This is a genomic window from Hyunsoonleella sp. J2K-J805 (assembly GCF_057167125.1).
Map to the genome: position 1 here is coordinate 1151605 of NZ_CM169901.1, position 18189 is coordinate 1169793.

An 18189-nucleotide genomic window follows, 5' to 3' on the forward strand; every position below is an offset into this window, starting at 1 on the left:
TTAACTCATTTTTTTCGAAGCCACTTTGACAGCTTCCTCTATACTATTGTATGAAGCGCATCTGCAGATATTGCCGTTCATAGCATTTCTAATATCCTCGTTTGAAGGATTTGGATTTTCATTTAAAAACGCAGAAGCTGTCATAATTTGTCCTGCTTGACAATACCCACATTGCGGCACATCAATATCTTTCCAAGCCTGTTGTACGGGATGGTCTCCATGTTCTGAAAGGCCTTCAATGGTGGTTATCTCCATTTCTTCAGATTGAGAAACTTGCAAAAGACAACTACGCATAGCACTACCATCTATATGAACCGTACAAGCACCACATTGGCCTATACCGCATCCAAATTTGGTACCAACTAAATTAATTTTATCTCTTAAAACCCATAATAATGGCATGTTTGCATCAGTATCAACAGCATGTGTTTTCCCATTAATTTTTAAATTGAATATTGGCATATTATAATTTTTTCAAAAAGGTATAAAAAAAATTATAGGCTACTATACTAGTAGCTTAATATTTAACAATCGATTAACGAATACAACTTAATCTTGCGAAAATGCAATACAAAACTCTAAAGCTCGTTTTTCGTTGTAATAAATATTCTTCGGGGCGATAAACCCTGCATGCCCGCCATGTGTTGGCATTTCCAAGTATAAATTAGGATTGTTTTTTGCTTCCTTAACTGGGTAGCATTCTGGTGATAAAAATGAATCGTTCAACGCATTGATGATTAAAGTAGGTATCTCTATATTTGGTAAAAACTGTAAACTGCTGCATTTCTCATAATAGTCTAAAGCATCTTTAAAACCATGAGCTTTTGAAGTATACACATTATCAAACTCTACTAAAGATTTGATACCTTTCACTTCTTCAACATTTAAGTCATTTGGAAAACGTCGTTGTTTTTCCTTGAGGTGCTTTACCAAGTCCTTTAAAAACCTGTCGTGAAATGGTTTATTTTTTAGTTTATGGAGTTCTTTACAAGACCCGTATAAATCCACAGGAACAGAAACAGCGATTGCTGCTTTAACTGTCTGGGGAATATCGGAATGTTCTCCCAAATACTTCAAAATAATATTAGCTCCCAAACTAATGCCCTTCAAGTAAATTTTTGAATATTCTTTTGAAGTCATAGCATGTTGAATCACAGCGTGCAAATCCATAGTAAACCCCGAATGATAACTATGGTAATACAAGTTATTTTCGCCACTACAACCTCTAAAATTTACGCAGATTGCGTCTATACCGTTGTTGTTAAAGTGTTTCGCAGCCCCCGTCATATAAGGGCGTTGTCCATGACCTTCTAGCCCATGCAGCAGAATGACAACGGCGTTAGTCTTCTCTTTTGAATAGCTCCAATCCAAATCTAAAAAATCACCATCGCTTAATGTAATGCGCTCTCGGGTTTGCTCGATAGAAACACGTCTAAAGAGCCCAGAGTAAACAGTAGCCAGAAATCCGTTCTTAAGATAGAAAGGTGGCTTGTACTTTGATTCAACTACTGGCATACCTTACCTCACTTCAAGATTTGTAAACTGAAACGCAGAACCATTAAACAGCCCTTTATCACTTAGTTTTAAAGATGGAATTACTAATAACGCCATAAACGACAAGCTCATGTATGGCGCATTTAAGGTACAACCTAAAGATTTCGCCATTTTGTCTAATTCGGCATATTGGCTACCAATTGTTACACAATCTTTGTCACTCATAATTCCTGCTACAGGTAGCGGTAGTATTTTTTCATCTGAATTAGAAACAGCACAAATACCTCCCTTGTTTTCAATGATTAAATTAACTGCTTTACAAATCGCCTCATCTGAGGCTCCAACCGCAATTATATTATGGGAATCATGCCCTACAGAGGATGCAATGGCACCTTCTTTTAATTCGAAGTTTTTGATAAAGGCTATTGCTGGTTTTTGGTTTTGATAGCGATTTACGACAGTTATTTTTAAAATATCATTTTTAATATTTGACACTAAATTCCCGTTTTCTACTGTGGCTTCCGCTATGAGTTCATTGGTTACCAGTTGTCCTTCTAAAGCTTCGATAACGCGGATTTGTTTTGCAGTTGATATAAATTTAAAATCTGATACATCTTTCGTTTCACAATTAAAATTATTTAAGTTTTTAAACTGTACTGGCTCAATTAAGGATGTATCAATATCAAAAACCAATTCACCATTAATGTACGTTTGAAGTGTTTTAAAATGATTTAAATCTTCTACTACAATACAATCGGCTTCATCTCCAACTTGCAACAATCCAACATCTAAGTTATAGTGTTTTACTGGGTTTATACATGCTGCTTGCAATACTTTAAAAACATCAATACCTTTTGAAACAGCTCTAGCACATAATTGATTGATATGCCCAAGAAGTAAATCATCTGGATGTTTATCATCGCTACAGAACATCATACGATCAAAATGCTCAGGTAGCAAATCAATTAAGGCTTCAAAATTTTTAGCAGCACTACCCTCACGTATTAAAATTTTCATGCTTTTTTCGAGTTTCTCTATGGCTTCTTCATAAGTAAAACATTCGTGGTCGGTTGTGATACCCGCGTTAATGTATTTTGTAATATCGTCTCCTCTTACTCCAGGTGCGTGTCCATCAACAGGTTTGTTGTAATGTTTTGCCCAAGCTATTTTTTTTAGCACCTCTGCATCATCAAAAATTACACCTGGGTAATTCATTAGTTCTGCGAGGTATTTAATATCTGGATTTTTCAATAGTATTTTAATACCTTCTGAATCTATAACTGCTCCTGCCGATTCAAAACTAGTTGCAGGCACACAAGACGGTGCTCCAAAATTGAATTTAAACGGTACTTGTTTTCCGTTTTCAATCATAAATTCTACACCAGCAACACCTAATACGTTGGCAATTTCGTGTGGATCAGACACTGTAGCTACAGTACCATGCTTTACTGCTATTTTAGCAAATTCTGAAGGCACCAACATAGAACTTTCTATATGAATATGTGCATCTACAAACCCTGGTATAATGTAATGGTCTACATCATGTGCTTTCTCTACAATAGCAACTATTTTACCGTTGGCTATGGTAATTTCGCCTTTGTAAACACGTTTGTTTGGTATGTCTACTATGTTCCCTAGTAGTTTCATTGTTGTAATACGTAAAATATCAACGAAGTTACGAGGTTATTTTTATGGATAAAAAAAAAGAACTAAACTTTCGCTTAATTCTTTTTTGTCTGGTGTATTAACCTCTATTTCCAAGTTACAATATCGTCAATTGGTCTTCTGGATTTGGCATGAGGTGGCGCCTCTTTTCTATACCCAAAGGCTACCATATAAGACATACCATATTTACTAGTATCTATTCCAAATTTATCTTGCAATAAGGCTTCTGTTTTTTCTTGATGAAATCCTTCAATCGGGCAACTATCAATACCATTTAGTGCAGCGGCCGTCATCATATTTGCTAATGCAATGTAAGTTTGCTTTGATGCCCAATCAAATAATTTTTTATCGGTATCTAAATTAAAATCTTCTTTCTGAAAATTTTTATAAAACCCAGAGTACATCTCAATCACATCTTGCGGAAACTGCTTTACATCTTTCATCATGTGCATGATATAATCTGAGTCCCACTTCGTCATAGGTGCTTTCATACTTAAGCCTAAAATAAAGTGACTTGCGGTATCTAACTTTACAGGAGCACCCCAAGCTACTGGTTTTAATAATTCTCTTAAGTCTTTATCTTGTACTACTACAAAATGCCAAGGCTCGAAACCAAAGGAACTTGGAGATAAATTTGCCGTTTTTAAGATAAAATCTATATCGGCTTTTGATAATTTTTTAGTGGCATCAAACTCTTTTGTTGCATGCCTATAATTAAAGGCATTTAAAATGGCTTCTTTTGAAATATTAGGTGTTTTCATATTTAAATTTTTAACTATACTTTTTATAGTTACAAACTTAAGTATAGTATTTTATCTTTGCAATAACGGTCATAAATGATAGTTAGAAAAAAATTAAAGATATGTATACATTTAAAGGTAAAACCTATCCTTGCTGTACCAGCTTAACCATGGGAATTATTGGTGGTAAGTGGAAAACGGTAATCTTATACCATTTAATTGATAAAACGTTGCGGTATAACGAACTACGCAAGGAAATACCATCGGTTACTGAACGTACGTTGAGTTTGCAATTAAAAACTTTGGAAAACGATGGTCTTATTAAGCGTAAAGTCTACACCTCTAAACCACCTTTAAAAGTTGAATATACATTAACTGATTTTGGTAAAAGTGTTATTCCGTTAATTCAATCTATTATTGATTGGGGCGAATATGTTATTGAAACGCAGATGGAAACTTAGTGTTATTATTTGTTTGGATTCCTGCCTCCGCAGGAATGACAAACTTATATCTTAAATAAAAAGATAATTGAACTACTCATAGTGAACGCCATTATTTCAATTCAATTTTAAGTATCTGATTTGTACTTTTTGTTATTTTATAACGCTCATCGGCTCGTCTTCCAACTACCCAAACAATGGCATCATCGGAACATAGTAACCATGTGTTTTCTTTATCTAACAGTGATAGTTTTTCGTCTTTAAAATACTTGCTTAACTTCTTTTTACCTTTCATGCCTAAGGGATAAAATATATCGCCTTCTTGTCGTTTTCTTAACTCTAAAGGGTATTTTAAGGTATCTTTATCTACGTAAATGACGTTTTGATGAGTTTTTGAAATTGCATTAACCGCTTCAAAAAACAACGTTCCAAATGGGGTTTCTTTTTGTGTTTCATCTTCTGAAATACTAATGGTATTTGGCGTTTCTGCGCCTTTAAACGGACTTAATAATAACTGATCTCTATTTTTTATAAGCCTGTGTGTATTGGAGAATACTTGTTTACCTGTTTCGGCATCCAATAAATCTACCAAATCATTCCACTGGGTAAAACCAAAACTTTTAAAGACCTCGAACATATAAGCCTTGGGATTATTTACCTTTTTAAATTCTGAAATTTTAAAGGTTATAAAATGCTCGTTCATCGTTTCGATAGCACGCTTTAGTACAGCATTAGTGCTTTCTTCAACAATATCTGCGGTATCGTTTAAATTTTCTAGAGTGGTTTGAAAACTTTGTAATAAACTGGGATTAATTTCTTTAAGAATCGGTACTACCTCGTGCCTTAATTTATTACGCAAGTATTTAACAGATGCGTTACTACTATCGTCTCTCCAATTAATGCTGTGGGCTTTAGCGTAGTTTTCAATATCATCACTTGAGAATGGTAATAACGGACGCACAAATTTGCCATTAATTTCTGGGATTCCTGTTAAACCTTCTAAACCTGTACCGCGTGTAAAATTGATTAAAAAGGTTTCTAAATTATCATCGGCGTGGTGTGCTGTTAAAATATAGTCGAATTTTAATTGATCTGCTAATTCTGTAAACCAATTGTAACGCAGTTCCCGTGCTGCCATTTGTATGGAGCGTTTGTTATCTTGCGCATATTTATTGGTATCAAACCGTTGGGTAAATACTTCTACTTCTAAATTTTTAGCAAGTTCTACAACAAAGTCTTCATCGGCATCACTTTCGGTACCTCTTAAATTGAAATTGCAGTGCGCTAGTGCAACATTTAAATTAGCGCTATGACATAAATGGGTTAGCACCACACTATCTATACCTCCAGAGATTGCAATTAATAGCTTGCCGTTGTTTAAAAAGGGCAGCTTGCTAGAAATATGATTTTGAAAATCTTTTAACACAATCAAATTTACGGTTTCATTTTGTTCTCGCAAAGGTACAAAGGCCTAAAGTTTTAAGAAACTACCATAGCGGATAGATGCGCAAGGGATTGCAGAGGAAAGCCCACAGCAACCACATTTTTTTTGTGGTTGCGAGGACTTGTAACGAAAAGCCCGACCCTTTGGGTTGCGCCCAAATAATTATTAATGATATAAGCATCTTTAATGAATTTTGGCATGACAAAAATCATAAGCTCGTTTTGGAGATTTTGTAATTTTAAACTATAAATTTTAAATAATTGAGTTATGTGTACGATAGATAAATTAAACGACAAAACCGCGCAAACTGCATTTGATAAGAAGGTTATTTCTGCTACACAACATTTACAAGCTTACGTAAAGCACCGTTTATATATTGCAGAATCGACAAAGATTATCCCGAAAAACATGTATAAATCTAACGATATTATAGATGAAGGCATTGCTAAGTTTTATGAGCAAGGATATAATGTGGATGCTGATGCGGCTTCTATAAAAATTGAGCTTTTTAAAATTGTGGATGCAGATTTAGATGATTTGTTTAAAAATGAAGCGTTTCATCAAAATACGATGAGTACGGATTCTATTCTAAAAGATGAATTGGATGGTTTAGAAGAAGAATTTACTGCTGATGAAGGTTTTGATTTTATTATGAATGAGGAGTTAAGTGATATTTCGTACCATCAGGACCAAGAGGACAAACATGTTTTTGTGTATGATGACAATAATGCCTCGTTACAAAATGCTTTTGATATTTCTGATATTTCTACGAAACGCAACAAGCATTTATTAGGTAAATACTATACTTGGTTGCCCCTTAAGGTTTCTGATATTGTGGATTTATTCGTTTTTGGTAAATTGAGTTTTGATGAAATAGCGACAGTAAAAAATATTGAAGCAAGACGTGTTGAACGTATTTTAGAATTGGCTATTGAAGATTTTAAGGAACACCTTATTTAATTTCAATACATTAAAAAAATATTATTCTATTGTAAAAAAATAATGTCCGTCTGTTCCCGTTCGGGTAAATACGGTGTTACAACTTTCAAACTTTATTTCGTCGTTTAACGTGTTGTAAGCCTCAAATATTTGAGCGTTGTTTTCGGTATTTAGGTTAAACGCATTACTATAGGCGCTTACCATACAATAATCACCGGGTGTGTTAACTGAAACGCCTAATCTGTATTGGTAAAACTGATTGTCATCAGTGAGTTCGGGTATATAATTAGTAGATTCTGCACACGCGTTAAAAGTAAAAAGCTCACCGATATCAAAATTTATAGTGGCGTTTGTAAACACCTCTGCATTAATGTCTGTTTGATTGTTAAGTTTTAGAATAAATAACCCGTCAATAAATAACTCACTGTCGGTTATTAACACGGTCTCTTCGGTTTCTGAACAATTATCTAAAAGCATGGAAGAAGTCTGCGCATTTAACCAAATGGTTTCATTTACAGCATAAGTTGTTGCTGTATTTTCAATGTTTAGCGTGTAGGCTTCTGGAGGTTCGAATCCGCAATTCTCTTCTTGGTCTTCTTCACACAAAACGGCCATAAAAAGTGGTGCTATGGCAACAAATTTTAAATACTTTTTCATAGATAGGTTTTTTGTCAAGATACATTAATTTGCAAAAGGTTGCGTGAAATGAACTTTTTAATTCTCCAAAACCTCACGCATAGCCTTAGCCTTTACCAGACACTCTTCGTATTCTTTCATCGGATTGCTTTTGGCTGTAATAGCGCCTCCAACTGAGTATGATATATATTCCTTTGTTGCGTTATATAGAATGCTGCGGATGACGACATTAAAATCGAAATCGCCATTTGGTGCAAAATATCCTATGCCTCCAGAATAAACACCTCGTTTGGTTTCTTCAAGGTTTTCAATAATTTGCATTGCTGAAATTTTGGGTGCTCCAGTCATGCTTCCCATTGGGAATGTACTTTTAATAATGTCTACAGGATGTGTATTGTTATCAACTTTTGAAGTGATGGTAGAAACCATTTGATGCACTTGGTCAAACGTGTAAATCTTGCATAATTCGTGTACGTTTACACTGCCTTTTAACGCGGTTTTAGAGAGATCGTTTCGCACCAAATCTACAATCATTATATTTTCACTACGCTCTTTTTCATCGTGCTCTAAAGCTGTTTTTAGCCTTTCATCTTCTTCTTGATTATCAGAACGTTTTGCTGTACCTTTTATAGGTTGAGAGATAATGGTTTGCCCTTCTTTTTTTATGTATCGTTCAGGAGAAGCGCCTAAAATATATTTATCTTCAAATTTAATAAAGGACGCAAATGGTGGTTTTGATATCTTATTGAGCTTTTGATAAGTTTCTAAGGGGTTTATTTTAGTGTTTTCAGCATAAAATTCCTGACAAAAATTGGCTTCATAAATATCGCCTCGGTGGATGTGTTCTAACATAGCATTCACTTTATCAAAATAGGCATCTTTATGAATGCGAAGCTTAATTTTTATATCTGAAAACGCTTTACCTCTTGCTAGGTCTTTTGCTTGTCTTATATCAAATAAATCATCTTCAATTTCATCTGAAACAAAATTTAAGTATTGAATCTCAACTTGATTATTTTTAATCAGAAACACTTTTTTGGGTTGAAAAAAACATAAATCTGAGAACCCAAGGCCATCGAAATTTTCAGATTTTAATTGTTCTACAGCATTCTTTAAATCGTAACCCAAATAACCAAAAATCCAGTCTTTTGTATAGTTTTGATATTCTTTGAGTTTTTCAAAACCTTGGTGATAATCCGTCTTTATACTTGTAAAGGCATCAACCGCTAAAACCGCATCATAACTTGTAAATTTCTGCTCGTAATTGTTAGAGTCTAACCAAACTACATCGTCAAACTGTTGCGCCCAAAGCAATAGTTGCTTTTTAAAAATTTGGGGGTGTTTTAATTTATGAATGTAATTTGTTCTCAATAAAAAGTATTATTCAGCAAAGTTACTTAGAATCCTTAAAAAATTAAGACTTTTGTAAAAATACATATATAATGGCTTCATTAAAAAATGACAAACTAAAAATAGCTGTACAAGATATTGGTGCTGAATTATGCGAAATCGCTTCTGTAAAACATAACACTGATTTTATGTGGCATGCAGATCCTAATATTTGGGAAAGTTTTGCTCCTAACCTATTCCCTATTATTGGTGCTTTAAAAGATGATTCTTATGTTTATGAAAGAAAGACTTATACATTACCTAAGCACGGATTTGTTCGTCATAACAAAGATATTGTACTGGATAATAAAACCGAAAACAACTTAACTTATAAGTTGACATCTAACGCTAATTCATTAAATACTTACCCTTTTAATTTTGAATTTTACATAAGCTTTACACTTAATGATAATTGTATTGAAGTAGCGCACACGGTTAAGAATTGCGACACTAAAACCATGTATTTCTCACTTGGTGGGCACCCCGCTTTTAAATGCCCTGTATTTGATAATGAAAATTACGACGATTATTTTTTAGAATTTGAACATCCTGAAAATTCTAAAAGGCATTTAATAGACATGAAAAACGGGCTTATTTCGTCTGAAACTAAATCTGTTTTTAATAACACCAATAGTTTACCATTAACACATAATTTGTTTGATGAAGATGCTTTAATTTTTAAAGATTTAAAATCCAGAAAAGTATTATTGAAAAGCAAAATTTCGGGTACTATACTATCGGTAAATTTTAAAGATTTTAACTATTTAGGTATTTGGGCAAAACCCAACGGAAACTTTGTGTGTATAGAACCCTGGTTAGGTATTGCAGATGCTGTAAACACCAACCAAGATTTTAAAACCAAAGAAGGGATTATAGCTCTTCCAGAAAGCAAAACATTTAAAGCCACATACACCATAGAAATAGACCATAGGCATTTAGTATAAACTAAATAATTTAAGGCTACCTTTGCCTGCAAAACGCTAATACGTGATTTTCAACTGATGGCTAATATTTGATTTTTAAAGGACAGTTGTAATTCGCCCCATCAATAGAAGTAATATCATAATTTGTATGGCTCATTTCAAAGATTTAAACCTAAACACCCCGCTTTATAACGCCTTAGACGATTTAGGATTTACTACCCCTACACCAATTCAAGCAGAAGCTTTTAATGTGGTTGCCTCTGGTAGAGACGTTGTGGGTATTGCACAAACAGGTACAGGTAAAACCTTTGCTTATATGTTACCAATTTTGCGGAATTTAAAATTCTCTAAGCAGGATAATCCGCGTGTATTGGTTCTGGTTCCTACGCGTGAATTGGTAGTACAAGTGGTTGAAGAGATTGAAAAACTATCTAAATACATCAATAATCGTGTATTGGGTGTTTATGGTGGCACCAATATTAACACACAAAAACAAGCTGTAGCTCAGGGTTTAGATATTATTGTGGCAACACCTGGGCGTTTGTATGATTTAGCTGTGAGTCGTGTATTGCAATTAAAATCCATTCAAAAATTGGTTATTGATGAGGTTGATGTGATGCTCGATTTAGGATTTAGGCACCAATTGATTAATATTTTTGATATTCTACCGCAACGTCGTCAAAATATCATGTTTTCTGCTACTATGACTGAAGATGTCGATTTGTTGATTACCGATTTCTTTAGAAACCCAGAACGCATTTCTATTGCTGTTTCTGGCACACCATTAGAGAATATCTCACAACACCTGTATAATGTTCCTAACTTTTACACCAAAGTAAATTTGTTAGTGCATTTATTACAAGACGAAGCACGTTTTAATAAAGTGTTGATTTTTGTGGCGTTTAAGCGTATGGCTGACCGCTTGTTTGATAAATTAGATGCATTCTTTAAAGAAGAACTCTGTGTGATACACTCGAACAAAACACAAAATTATAGGTTAAGAAGTATCGAACAATTTCGTGAAGGTGAAAACCGCATATTAATAGCTACAGATGTTATGGCACGTGGTTTAGATATTGATAATGTAAGCCATGTGATTAATTTTGACACCCCTCAATATCCTGAAAACTACATGCATCGTATAGGTCGAACTGGTAGAGCAGAACGCAAAGGCGAAGCGCTGGTATTTTCTACTGAAAAAGAACAGGAAGCCATTGAAAACATAGAACGTTTAATGGCTATGAAAATCCCTGTTTTAGAACTCCCTGAGGTTGTCGAGATTTCCACTGAGCTTATTGAAGAGGAACGCCCACAAATAAGAGAGCACAACAACCCAACAAAACGCAGAGACGAAGATGCGCCTGGGCCAGCATTCCATGAAAAGAAAGAAAAAAACCAAAAGGAAAATTTAGGTGGTTCTTATAAATTTAAAATTGCTAAAAAGTATAAAAAACCTAAAACACGAGGGGATAAGAATTATAATAAGCGGAATAAGAAAAAATAAGTCGCAGTACTCAGTTGCAGTTTGCAGTGTTTAGCGTTTTTAAAATTTAACGTTTTAGTTTTCTTTGATATTTAGGTTTTGGGGATGGATTCCTGCCTGCGCAGGAATGACAAACAGCAACAACTTAATTTTTGAGATGTAACAAAAAGCATTAATCATATCATACTTATTACCCTAAAGCTAATTACCACAAAATAACGCTGTCATTCCTGCGAAGGCAGGAATCCACCTTTATTAAACCAAATGCACAAAAACATACACCAATACTACCTATATATACTTTCAAACAAAAAGAACGGAACCTTATACATTGGTGTCACAAATGACTTAGAACGCAGAATGTTTGAACACAAAAACAAACTCGTTGAGGGTTTTACTTTAAAATACGGATTAGACAAACTCATGTATTTTGAATCTTATCAATATGTTAATGATGCCATAAAGCGTGAAAAAAACATGAAGAAATGGAAACGCCAATGGAAAATTAATTTAATTGAAGAAGAGAATCCTAATTGGAATGATTTATCTGCTGATTGGACGTATTTAATTGAATGACCTTATTGTGGATTCCTGCCTGCGCAGGAATGACAGACAGCAAAAAACTAACTTTTTAGATATATTAAAACTCTAATTTAATGTACTTATTACCATAAATCCCTCCATTCCAAATAAACACAACGTTGTCATTCCTGCGCAGGCAGGAATCTATTTTTATCAAAAAACATAAAAGTGGAAACTCTAATGAAAATAAACTTAATTTAATAATACAACCCTAATTGGGAAGGTTTATCTGCGGATTGGACGTATTTAATTGAATGACCTTATTATGGATTCCTGCCTGCGCAGGAATGACAGACAGCAAAAAACTAACTTTTTAGATATATTAAAACTCTAATTTAATTTACTTATTACCATAAATCCCTCTATGCTAAATAAACACAACGTTGTCATTCCTGCGACATGTGCTGAACTCGTTTCAGTAAGGCAGGAATCTATTTTTTATCATAAAAACTCAATTTATATAGGACGTTATGAAGCACCAAAAAAATATAAAAAAGGGAACGCCAATGGAAAATAAACTTAATTTAATAATACAACCCTAATTGGGAAGGTTTATCTGCGGATTGAACCTATTTGATTGAATGATTTTGATATGGATTCCTGCATGCGCAGGAATGACAGACAATAAAAATTTGGCTTTTGAGATATAACAAAACTCCAATTTTGTTTACCTATTACCATAAATTCCTCTATTTCAAATAGACACAACGTTGTCATTCCTGCGAAGGCAGGAATCTATTTTTATCAAAAAACATAAAAGTGGAAACTCTAATGAAAAATAAACTTAATTTAATAATACAACCCTAATTGGGAAGGTTTATCTGCGGATTGGACCTATTTGATTGAATGATCTTTTATTGTGGATTCCTGCCTGCGCAGGAATGACAGACAGCAAAAAACTAACTTTTTAGATATATTAAAACTCTAATTTAATTTACTTATTACCATAAATCCCTCTATGCTAAATAAACACAACGTTGTCATTCCTGCGACATGTGCTGAACTCGTTTCAGTAAGGCAGGAATCTATTTTTTATCATAAAAACTCAATTTATATAGGACGTTATGAAGCACCAAAAAAATATAAAAAAGGGAACGCCAATGGAAAATAAACTTAATTTAATAATACAACCCTAATTGGGAAGGTTTATCTGCGGATTGGACGTATTTAATTGAATGACCTTATTATGGATTCCTGCCTGCGCAGGAATGACAGACAGCAAAAAACTAACTTTTTAGATATATTAAAACTCTAATTTAATTTACTTATTACCATAAATCCCTCCATGCCAAATAAACACAACGTTGTCATTCCTGCGCAGGCAGGAATCTATTTTTATCAAAAAACATAAAAGTGGAAACGCCAATGGAAAATAAACTTAATTTAATAATACAACCCTGATTGGGAAGGTTTATCTGCGGATTGGACCTATTTGATTGAATGATCTTTTATTGTGGATTCCTGCCTGCGCAGGAATGACAGACAGCAAAAAACTAACTTTTTAGATATATTAAAACTCTAATTTAATTTACTTATTACCATAAATCCCTCCATGCCAAATAAACACAACGTTGTCATTCCTGCGCAGGCAGGAATCTATTTTTATCAAAAAACATAAAAGTGGAAACTCTAATGAAAAATAAACTTAATTTAATAATACAACCCTAATTGGGAAGGTTTATCTGCGGATTGGATCTATTTGATTGAATAATCTTTTATTGTGGATTCCTGCCTGCGCAGGAATGACAGACAGCAAAAAACTAACTTTTTAGATATATTAAAACTCTAATTTAATTTACTTATTACCATAAATCCCTCCATGCCAAATAAACACAACGTTGTCATTCCTGCGCAGGCAGGAATCTATTACACAATTCAAATGCTGGCATGTTTTTTAATACACTTAAGCACTTATACTTAATTGCAAGCAGTTATCAACAAAAAAATCCCTTTTTCAATCCCGATAACTATCGGGAGAAAAGAGATTTTAAAGTTAACTGATTAATGAAATCATACTAACGCAATTAGTTTTTCTGTAATACTTTTAAAATAATAATACCGATTCTAGGAAGTATAAAAGTAACCGCACCAAAAACGGTTGTTAAAAAACACATAAGCTATTTAAAAAATCGAATACCCAAGTATTATTGAATTAGAACCATATTTAGAAACATCACTAATATTGCCGCCTAAAATTTCCCTAGACGTCTGATGTCTAAATTCTACACTAAATAAATCTTTCCATTTATAACCAAAACCAAATCCCCAATTGTTGGTTCCTTTTGTTTCTATTACCAAAGGATCTAAACTAAACCCATCACCTCTTACATATTCACTTGATGAACTAAAGCTATAATCTTGTATATATAAAACATTAACAAAGACTTTTGATGTCTCATTTAAAAATAAATAATGCCTTAACCCTAACGGAAGCTCAAATGAATTATAATTAACTTTTAGGGCTAATTCTCCTCCAAAAAACACACCTACATCTTTAGATTTTTCATTCTTATAGTTTTGGTACGTTGGCTCAACTATAATGGCCCACTTATTTTTGTTGAATGATAAAATAAATTCAGCCTCAATTCCAAAACCAAAATTAGTGCTCGTACCAAAATCAAAATCTCTAAGCTCAGATACACCATTAATGACTAAAGATGAATTAACAATACGAGGTCGAATATTTAAATTGAATACATCTCTTTTTACTTTATCTTCATAATTTATTAATGTTTCATCCAAGCATTCATTATACTCTACAAACACATTAACCAATGCTTTCTTGTAATAATCTAAATTTAAAAAAGTATCTATTTTAAATTTAGGACAATTCAAATCATCAAATAATTGTTCTCTAAATGTGTTGTTTTGTTTTAATTTATTCTCAGCATCTTTATAACTTTTAAAGACGAGCTGTTTAATTTCCATGTTGTCTTTATTATAAAAATAACGCTTTAAATTTGCCGACTTATATTCATAAAGTGATGCTTTGCCTTCAACCAATACTTTTAAAAAAAGTGTTTCTTCATTAAATTTAGGGTTTTTGTTAGTGGTTAATTTATTTATATTTTCGCTCGATCTATCAATATTTACAGTACTTTTAATATACTTTGACACGTTAATAACACCAAATTCTTTAACTGTTTGTATTGTTTCTATTTTTGATTGGCTCCCCGCAGATAATTTATATTCAAATTTTGTTGGGTTACTTTCCCAATCCATATTTTTTATAAGACAATTTGTTTTTTTATTATCGTTATCAATAAAATATCCTTTCTCAAAAGAAATTTGAGTGTAAGCATATGTATTGTATACTATCATCAAAATAAGAAGTGTTTGTCTTTTCATTTGTATGTTATGTTTAATAATTACAATGCTAAAATAACTTATAATATGTTCCACCAAAGTTTATAATAAAGAAGTTATTATTTTTAACATACAACTTATGTTCTAACAAAAAACCTTTTTACTCCAAACAGTGAAACAGATTTATAGTTTAGATTATCTCTTTGGCTTATCAAGAACTTCTAATACGCCATTATCTTAAAAATTAGGTGAAAACCCATGTAGTTATCATTTTAAATTAGGGATTAAGAAACACAGTATATTGTGTTTTTAATTGCATGGCTGTGCTCTACAATCTAAAATATTTTTAATACCGCTAATTATTCCTTTTTAAGCTTAAAAATTCCTCATTAAGCAGTTTTAGTAGTTTGAGACTAGTGTCGTAGCATAGATTTGCAGTGCGTTTGAGCAGTAAGTATTATTAACAAAAATTACAACTATGTAAATGTACTGCCTACTCGATCATGCATTTTTTAACCCTAAGCGCGTAGGTATAAAGTTTGACATTTATTATTAATTAATTTATTCATTAAAAACCATGAACACAAAGTATTTATTATCATTAACACTAATTTTTTCTCTTATCTTCTTACAGTCGTGCAACGAAGACCAATCTATTAACGAGTATGAAGAAGAACAAGCGGCGCTTCAAGAACAAACGGAGCTTGATGATGAGTCTCTAACCGCAAGAACCTCAAGGTTTTTTAGAGCTAGTTTTCAACCCTCTGTAGATATTATTAACAATCAAGCATTTGTTTCTTTTATAAACAGATCTCGTTTTGCGAGAACGTTTGAATGGAGTTTTCCTGGAGGAGCACCAGAAACTTCTACTTTAAGAAACCCACAGGTGGTTTATTCAGAGAATGGCACATTTACTGTAACTCTTGTTGCAATAGACAGAAACGGAACTAAAGATACCTTTACGCAAGATATTGTTATATCTGAACTTAACGGTAATGGTGGTGGAGCGCCTAACCAAGGTGAAGTAAACGTTAATGCTAGATTTTTTACTAGTGTTAGAACTGTAAATAATCAAGCGCAAGTAACGCTTAACAATCGTTCTGAAAATGCTGAAAGCTTCCGGTGGAGTTTTCCTGGAGGAACGCCTGCAACATCTACAGAAGAAAACCCTATTGTAACATACCCAAGAAATGGAACTTTTGCAATAACACTAGTGGCGGCTAACGGTGATGCTAGCGATACGGTAACACAAAACATTACAATTAATAATGTGCCTAATGAAGTTGTAAACCCTCCTGCAGAAGCAGTAGATGTTAGAGCAAGATTTTTTGTTAGTATTCGTAGAGTAAACGGGCAATCGGTGGTTACGATGAGAAATCGTTCTACAAATGCAACAGATTTTCAGTGGAGTTTTCCTGGTGGAAGCCCTGAAACTTCTACAGAAGAAAACCCTAGTGTAACCTATACAGAGGGAGGCGTAAAAACCATTACCCTGGTAGCCTCAAATGGTGATGTTAGTTCTACAAGAACTGTAAACCTTACGCTATAATTATTAAACTTTTTGAGGTAACCAACTTTATCTACATCATGTAGATATGACCCTCAGGCGGGGAATTCCAGAAATGGGTTTCCCGCTTTTTTAATATTACAGAGGCATGAGTTTGACTCGCTCTACATTTTGGACGTTTTTAATTAAAAAAACCACTTTTAACTTCTAAAGTACTTGGAGCCCAAACTTTAATATCATCAAACTTACCCGTATCATCGAAAGAGCCAAAACCTAGATAGCCCGATTTAAAATGAGTATCTTTTGCAGTCATTATAGGTGTAACCATATCATCAAAATAAATTTCAATAAGCCCTTCTTTAGTTTTTCTAACTACTCTTGCTGTATGCCAAGAATCTTCAGCACCCCAAGCGGTTCCATCAGTTCGTTTTGAAGCTATACTTTTTCTAGGCTCGTCGTTCACTATAAAAATAGAGTTAGCATGTGCATCGGCTTTAGACGCTATGTGCGTATAATAAAAATTTGAAGCATTACGGATACCAAACATTAAACATAAATCTCTATGGGGATATTCTCGTCCGTTTTGATTTAGTTTTATTTCAAAAATAAAGTCTCCAACTAAAACTTCTTTTATTACAGCGATGTTGAAAGGCGATCTTACTTCTGGTTTATAGTTACTTTTTGCAAAAAGTTCTAAACACTTACCATCCTCTTCTTTCGATATGCGCCAGACATCACTGTCTGTCATCTCAAAATCATTTATCACTTTAGGCGATTCAAAATCTTGAGTATAAACTAATTTGTAAGTATCTGGAATTTTTGCTTGTGCCCCTGTAGCTGCACAAAAAACAAAAGTCATCAAAATGAAACAGTATTTTTTCATATCTTATATATTTAAAATACCTAAGATAAACCTTTCATTTTAATACTAAAAATCCCTTTCCAAATTGTCTGGAAAAGGGATTTTCAAAATATTTACGCATTAATAAATACTTTTGTTTATATCACTTTTAAAATATCTTTAGGATCTGCTCTTTCGGTATAATCTTCTGAAACGAAAGCATATGTTATTTTTCCATCTGAATTCACTACATAAGTAGCCGTCATGGGTAACTCATAATTAGAATTTCCATTGTGCTTAGCAACATCTAAATTGAATGCATTATACACATCCTGCAACGCTTTTGGCATTTGAAACACAAGCCCTATTTCTTTGGCTACCTTATTGTCAATATCACTTAATATAGAAAACGCTAATTCATTTTTTTCTGAAGTTGTTAAAGAATTATCAGGCGTTTCTGGAGATATGGCTAATAAAGATGCACCTTTAGCTTTTATTTCAGGTAGCACAGCCTGTAAAGCTTTAAGTTCTAAATTGCAATATGGACACCATCCACCTCTATAAAATGAAATAACTACCGCACCTTTATTTAGGTAGCTAGATAAACTTTCCTTTTCGTTATGAACATTTGGTAATTCAAAATTAATCATGCTATCGCCTACATTTAAAGCTTTTTCAGATAGATGTTTATTTATTAAGTCTTGAGTACTACCTAGCATTACATCAAGCTTATCTTTTGGGATATTAGCTGCCGATTGGTCTTTTCTAGCTATTAATTGTTCTGTTAAATTCATTTTTAA

The 18189-nt window shown here is 33.3% G+C and carries 18 protein-coding genes; 8 read left to right on the top strand and 10 right to left on the bottom strand.

Features of this window, described 5'->3' with window-relative positions:
• The 4 genes from AC1B0Z_RS05035 to AC1B0Z_RS05050 form a co-directional block, all read right to left on the bottom strand.
• Entirely contained in the window at nt 1–462 is a 462-nt protein-coding gene (locus AC1B0Z_RS05035; protein WP_483794468.1) for a (2Fe-2S)-binding protein, read from the bottom strand.
• Between the two features lie 87 nt (nt 463–549).
• Complete coding sequence (locus AC1B0Z_RS05040) at nt 550–1515, bottom strand: YheT family hydrolase (RefSeq protein WP_483794469.1); 966 nt, start codon at nt 1513–1515, stop codon at nt 550–552.
• Between the two features lie 3 nt (nt 1516–1518).
• Nucleotides 1519–3141: an adenine deaminase gene (gene ade, locus AC1B0Z_RS05045; RefSeq protein WP_483794470.1), complete on the bottom strand. Its 1623-nt coding sequence runs from the start codon at nt 3139–3141 to the stop codon at nt 1519–1521.
• 104 nt (nt 3142–3245) lie between these two features.
• Entirely contained in the window at nt 3246–3920 is a 675-nt protein-coding gene (locus AC1B0Z_RS05050) for an NAD(P)H-dependent oxidoreductase (protein WP_483794472.1), read from the bottom strand.
• A 101-nt stretch (nt 3921–4021) separates the two neighbouring features.
• On the opposite strand from AC1B0Z_RS05050, the gene AC1B0Z_RS05055 reads away from it, so the two are divergent.
• Nucleotides 4022–4360: a winged helix-turn-helix transcriptional regulator gene (locus AC1B0Z_RS05055; protein WP_483794473.1), complete on the top strand. Its 339-nt coding sequence runs from the start codon at nt 4022–4024 to the stop codon at nt 4358–4360.
• 91 nt (nt 4361–4451) lie between these two features.
• On the opposite strand, the gene tilS is transcribed toward AC1B0Z_RS05055, so the two are convergent.
• Entirely contained in the window at nt 4452–5765 is a 1314-nt protein-coding gene (tilS, locus tag AC1B0Z_RS05060; RefSeq protein WP_483795248.1) for a tRNA lysidine(34) synthetase TilS, read from the bottom strand.
• 285 nt (nt 5766–6050) lie between these two features.
• Here tilS and AC1B0Z_RS05065 point away from each other — a divergent pair, with 285 nt between their 5' ends.
• Nucleotides 6051–6743 carry a hypothetical protein gene (locus AC1B0Z_RS05065; RefSeq protein ID WP_483794474.1) on the top strand — a complete coding sequence of 231 codons (693 nt, stop codon included), beginning with the start codon at nt 6051–6053 and terminating at the stop codon, nt 6741–6743.
• A 21-nt stretch (nt 6744–6764) separates the two neighbouring features.
• On the opposite strand, the gene AC1B0Z_RS05070 is transcribed toward AC1B0Z_RS05065, so the two are convergent.
• Complete coding sequence (locus AC1B0Z_RS05070) at nt 6765–7379, bottom strand: hypothetical protein (protein ID WP_483794475.1); 615 nt, start codon at nt 7377–7379, stop codon at nt 6765–6767.
• Nucleotides 7380–7436: 57 nt separating this feature from the next.
• Nucleotides 7437–8729, bottom strand: a complete 1293-nt coding sequence (gene pabB / locus AC1B0Z_RS05075; protein WP_483794476.1) for an aminodeoxychorismate synthase component I — start codon at nt 8727–8729, stop codon at nt 7437–7439.
• A gap of 71 nt (nt 8730–8800) precedes the next feature.
• Between pabB and AC1B0Z_RS05080 the strand changes: the two genes are divergently transcribed.
• The 5 genes from AC1B0Z_RS05080 to AC1B0Z_RS05100 all read left to right on the top strand — a co-directional run bounded on the left by AC1B0Z_RS05080 (nt 8801) and on the right by AC1B0Z_RS05100 (nt 12846).
• Nucleotides 8801–9691 (top strand): aldose 1-epimerase family protein, encoded by an 891-nt coding sequence (locus tag AC1B0Z_RS05080; RefSeq protein WP_483794477.1) that lies wholly within the window; start codon nt 8801–8803, stop codon nt 9689–9691.
• 127 nt (nt 9692–9818) lie between these two features.
• Nucleotides 9819–11174 carry a DEAD/DEAH box helicase gene (locus AC1B0Z_RS05085; RefSeq protein ID WP_483794478.1) on the top strand — a complete coding sequence of 452 codons (1356 nt, stop codon included), beginning with the start codon at nt 9819–9821 and terminating at the stop codon, nt 11172–11174.
• Between the two features lie 243 nt (nt 11175–11417).
• The gene (locus tag AC1B0Z_RS05090) at nt 11418–11729 is read left to right on the top strand and encodes a GIY-YIG nuclease family protein (protein ID WP_483794479.1); all 312 of its coding nucleotides are present in this window, start codon (nt 11418–11420) and stop codon (nt 11727–11729) included.
• A gap of 370 nt (nt 11730–12099) precedes the next feature.
• Complete coding sequence (locus tag AC1B0Z_RS05095; RefSeq protein ID WP_483794480.1) at nt 12100–12252, top strand: hypothetical protein; 153 nt, start codon at nt 12100–12102, stop codon at nt 12250–12252.
• A gap of 441 nt (nt 12253–12693) precedes the next feature.
• Complete coding sequence (locus tag AC1B0Z_RS05100; RefSeq protein WP_483794480.1) at nt 12694–12846, top strand: hypothetical protein; 153 nt, start codon at nt 12694–12696, stop codon at nt 12844–12846.
• 1010 nt (nt 12847–13856) lie between these two features.
• On the opposite strand, the gene AC1B0Z_RS05105 is transcribed toward AC1B0Z_RS05100, so the two are convergent.
• Nucleotides 13857–15083, bottom strand: a complete 1227-nt coding sequence (locus AC1B0Z_RS05105; protein WP_483794481.1) for a porin family protein — start codon at nt 15081–15083, stop codon at nt 13857–13859.
• A 535-nt stretch (nt 15084–15618) separates the two neighbouring features.
• Here AC1B0Z_RS05105 and AC1B0Z_RS05110 point away from each other — a divergent pair.
• A complete protein-coding gene (locus tag AC1B0Z_RS05110) occupies nt 15619–16590 on the top strand; it encodes a PKD domain-containing protein (protein WP_483794482.1) in 972 nt (323 codons plus the stop codon).
• 139 nt (nt 16591–16729) lie between these two features.
• Here AC1B0Z_RS05110 and AC1B0Z_RS05115 read toward each other — a convergent pair whose 3' ends face one another.
• The gene (locus AC1B0Z_RS05115; protein ID WP_483794483.1) at nt 16730–17431 is read right to left on the bottom strand and encodes a hypothetical protein; all 702 of its coding nucleotides are present in this window, start codon (nt 17429–17431) and stop codon (nt 16730–16732) included.
• Between the two features lie 116 nt (nt 17432–17547).
• Nucleotides 17548–18183, bottom strand: a complete 636-nt coding sequence (locus AC1B0Z_RS05120) for a peroxiredoxin-like family protein (protein ID WP_483794485.1) — start codon at nt 18181–18183, stop codon at nt 17548–17550.
• Between the last annotated feature and the right edge of the window lie 6 nt (nt 18184–18189).

Coding starts and splice junctions, on each gene's coding strand:
- AC1B0Z_RS05035 (WP_483794468.1), bottom strand. CDS start 462: ATGCCAATATTCAATTTAAAAATTAATGGGAAAACACATGCTGTTGAT.
- AC1B0Z_RS05040 (WP_483794469.1), bottom strand. CDS start 1,515: ATGCCAGTAGTTGAATCAAAGTACAAGCCACCTTTCTATCTTAAGAAC.
- ade (WP_483794470.1), bottom strand. CDS start 3,141: ATGAAACTACTAGGGAACATAGTAGACATACCAAACAAACGTGTTTAC.
- AC1B0Z_RS05050 (WP_483794472.1), bottom strand. CDS start 3,920: ATGAAAACACCTAATATTTCAAAAGAAGCCATTTTAAATGCCTTTAAT.
- AC1B0Z_RS05055 (WP_483794473.1), top strand. CDS start 4,022: ATGTATACATTTAAAGGTAAAACCTATCCTTGCTGTACCAGCTTAACC.
- AC1B0Z_RS05065 (WP_483794474.1), top strand. CDS start 6,051: ATGTGTACGATAGATAAATTAAACGACAAAACCGCGCAAACTGCATTT.
- AC1B0Z_RS05070 (WP_483794475.1), bottom strand. CDS start 7,379: ATGAAAAAGTATTTAAAATTTGTTGCCATAGCACCACTTTTTATGGCC.
- AC1B0Z_RS05080 (WP_483794477.1), top strand. CDS start 8,801: ATGGCTTCATTAAAAAATGACAAACTAAAAATAGCTGTACAAGATATT.
- AC1B0Z_RS05085 (WP_483794478.1), top strand. CDS start 9,819: ATGGCTCATTTCAAAGATTTAAACCTAAACACCCCGCTTTATAACGCC.
- AC1B0Z_RS05090 (WP_483794479.1), top strand. CDS start 11,418: ATGCACAAAAACATACACCAATACTACCTATATATACTTTCAAACAAA.
- AC1B0Z_RS05095 (WP_483794480.1), top strand. CDS start 12,100: ATGCTAAATAAACACAACGTTGTCATTCCTGCGACATGTGCTGAACTC.
- AC1B0Z_RS05100 (WP_483794480.1), top strand. CDS start 12,694: ATGCTAAATAAACACAACGTTGTCATTCCTGCGACATGTGCTGAACTC.
- AC1B0Z_RS05105 (WP_483794481.1), bottom strand. CDS start 15,083: ATGAAAAGACAAACACTTCTTATTTTGATGATAGTATACAATACATAT.
- AC1B0Z_RS05110 (WP_483794482.1), top strand. CDS start 15,619: ATGAACACAAAGTATTTATTATCATTAACACTAATTTTTTCTCTTATC.
- AC1B0Z_RS05115 (WP_483794483.1), bottom strand. CDS start 17,431: ATGAAAAAATACTGTTTCATTTTGATGACTTTTGTTTTTTGTGCAGCT.
- AC1B0Z_RS05120 (WP_483794485.1), bottom strand. CDS start 18,183: ATGAATTTAACAGAACAATTAATAGCTAGAAAAGACCAATCGGCAGCT.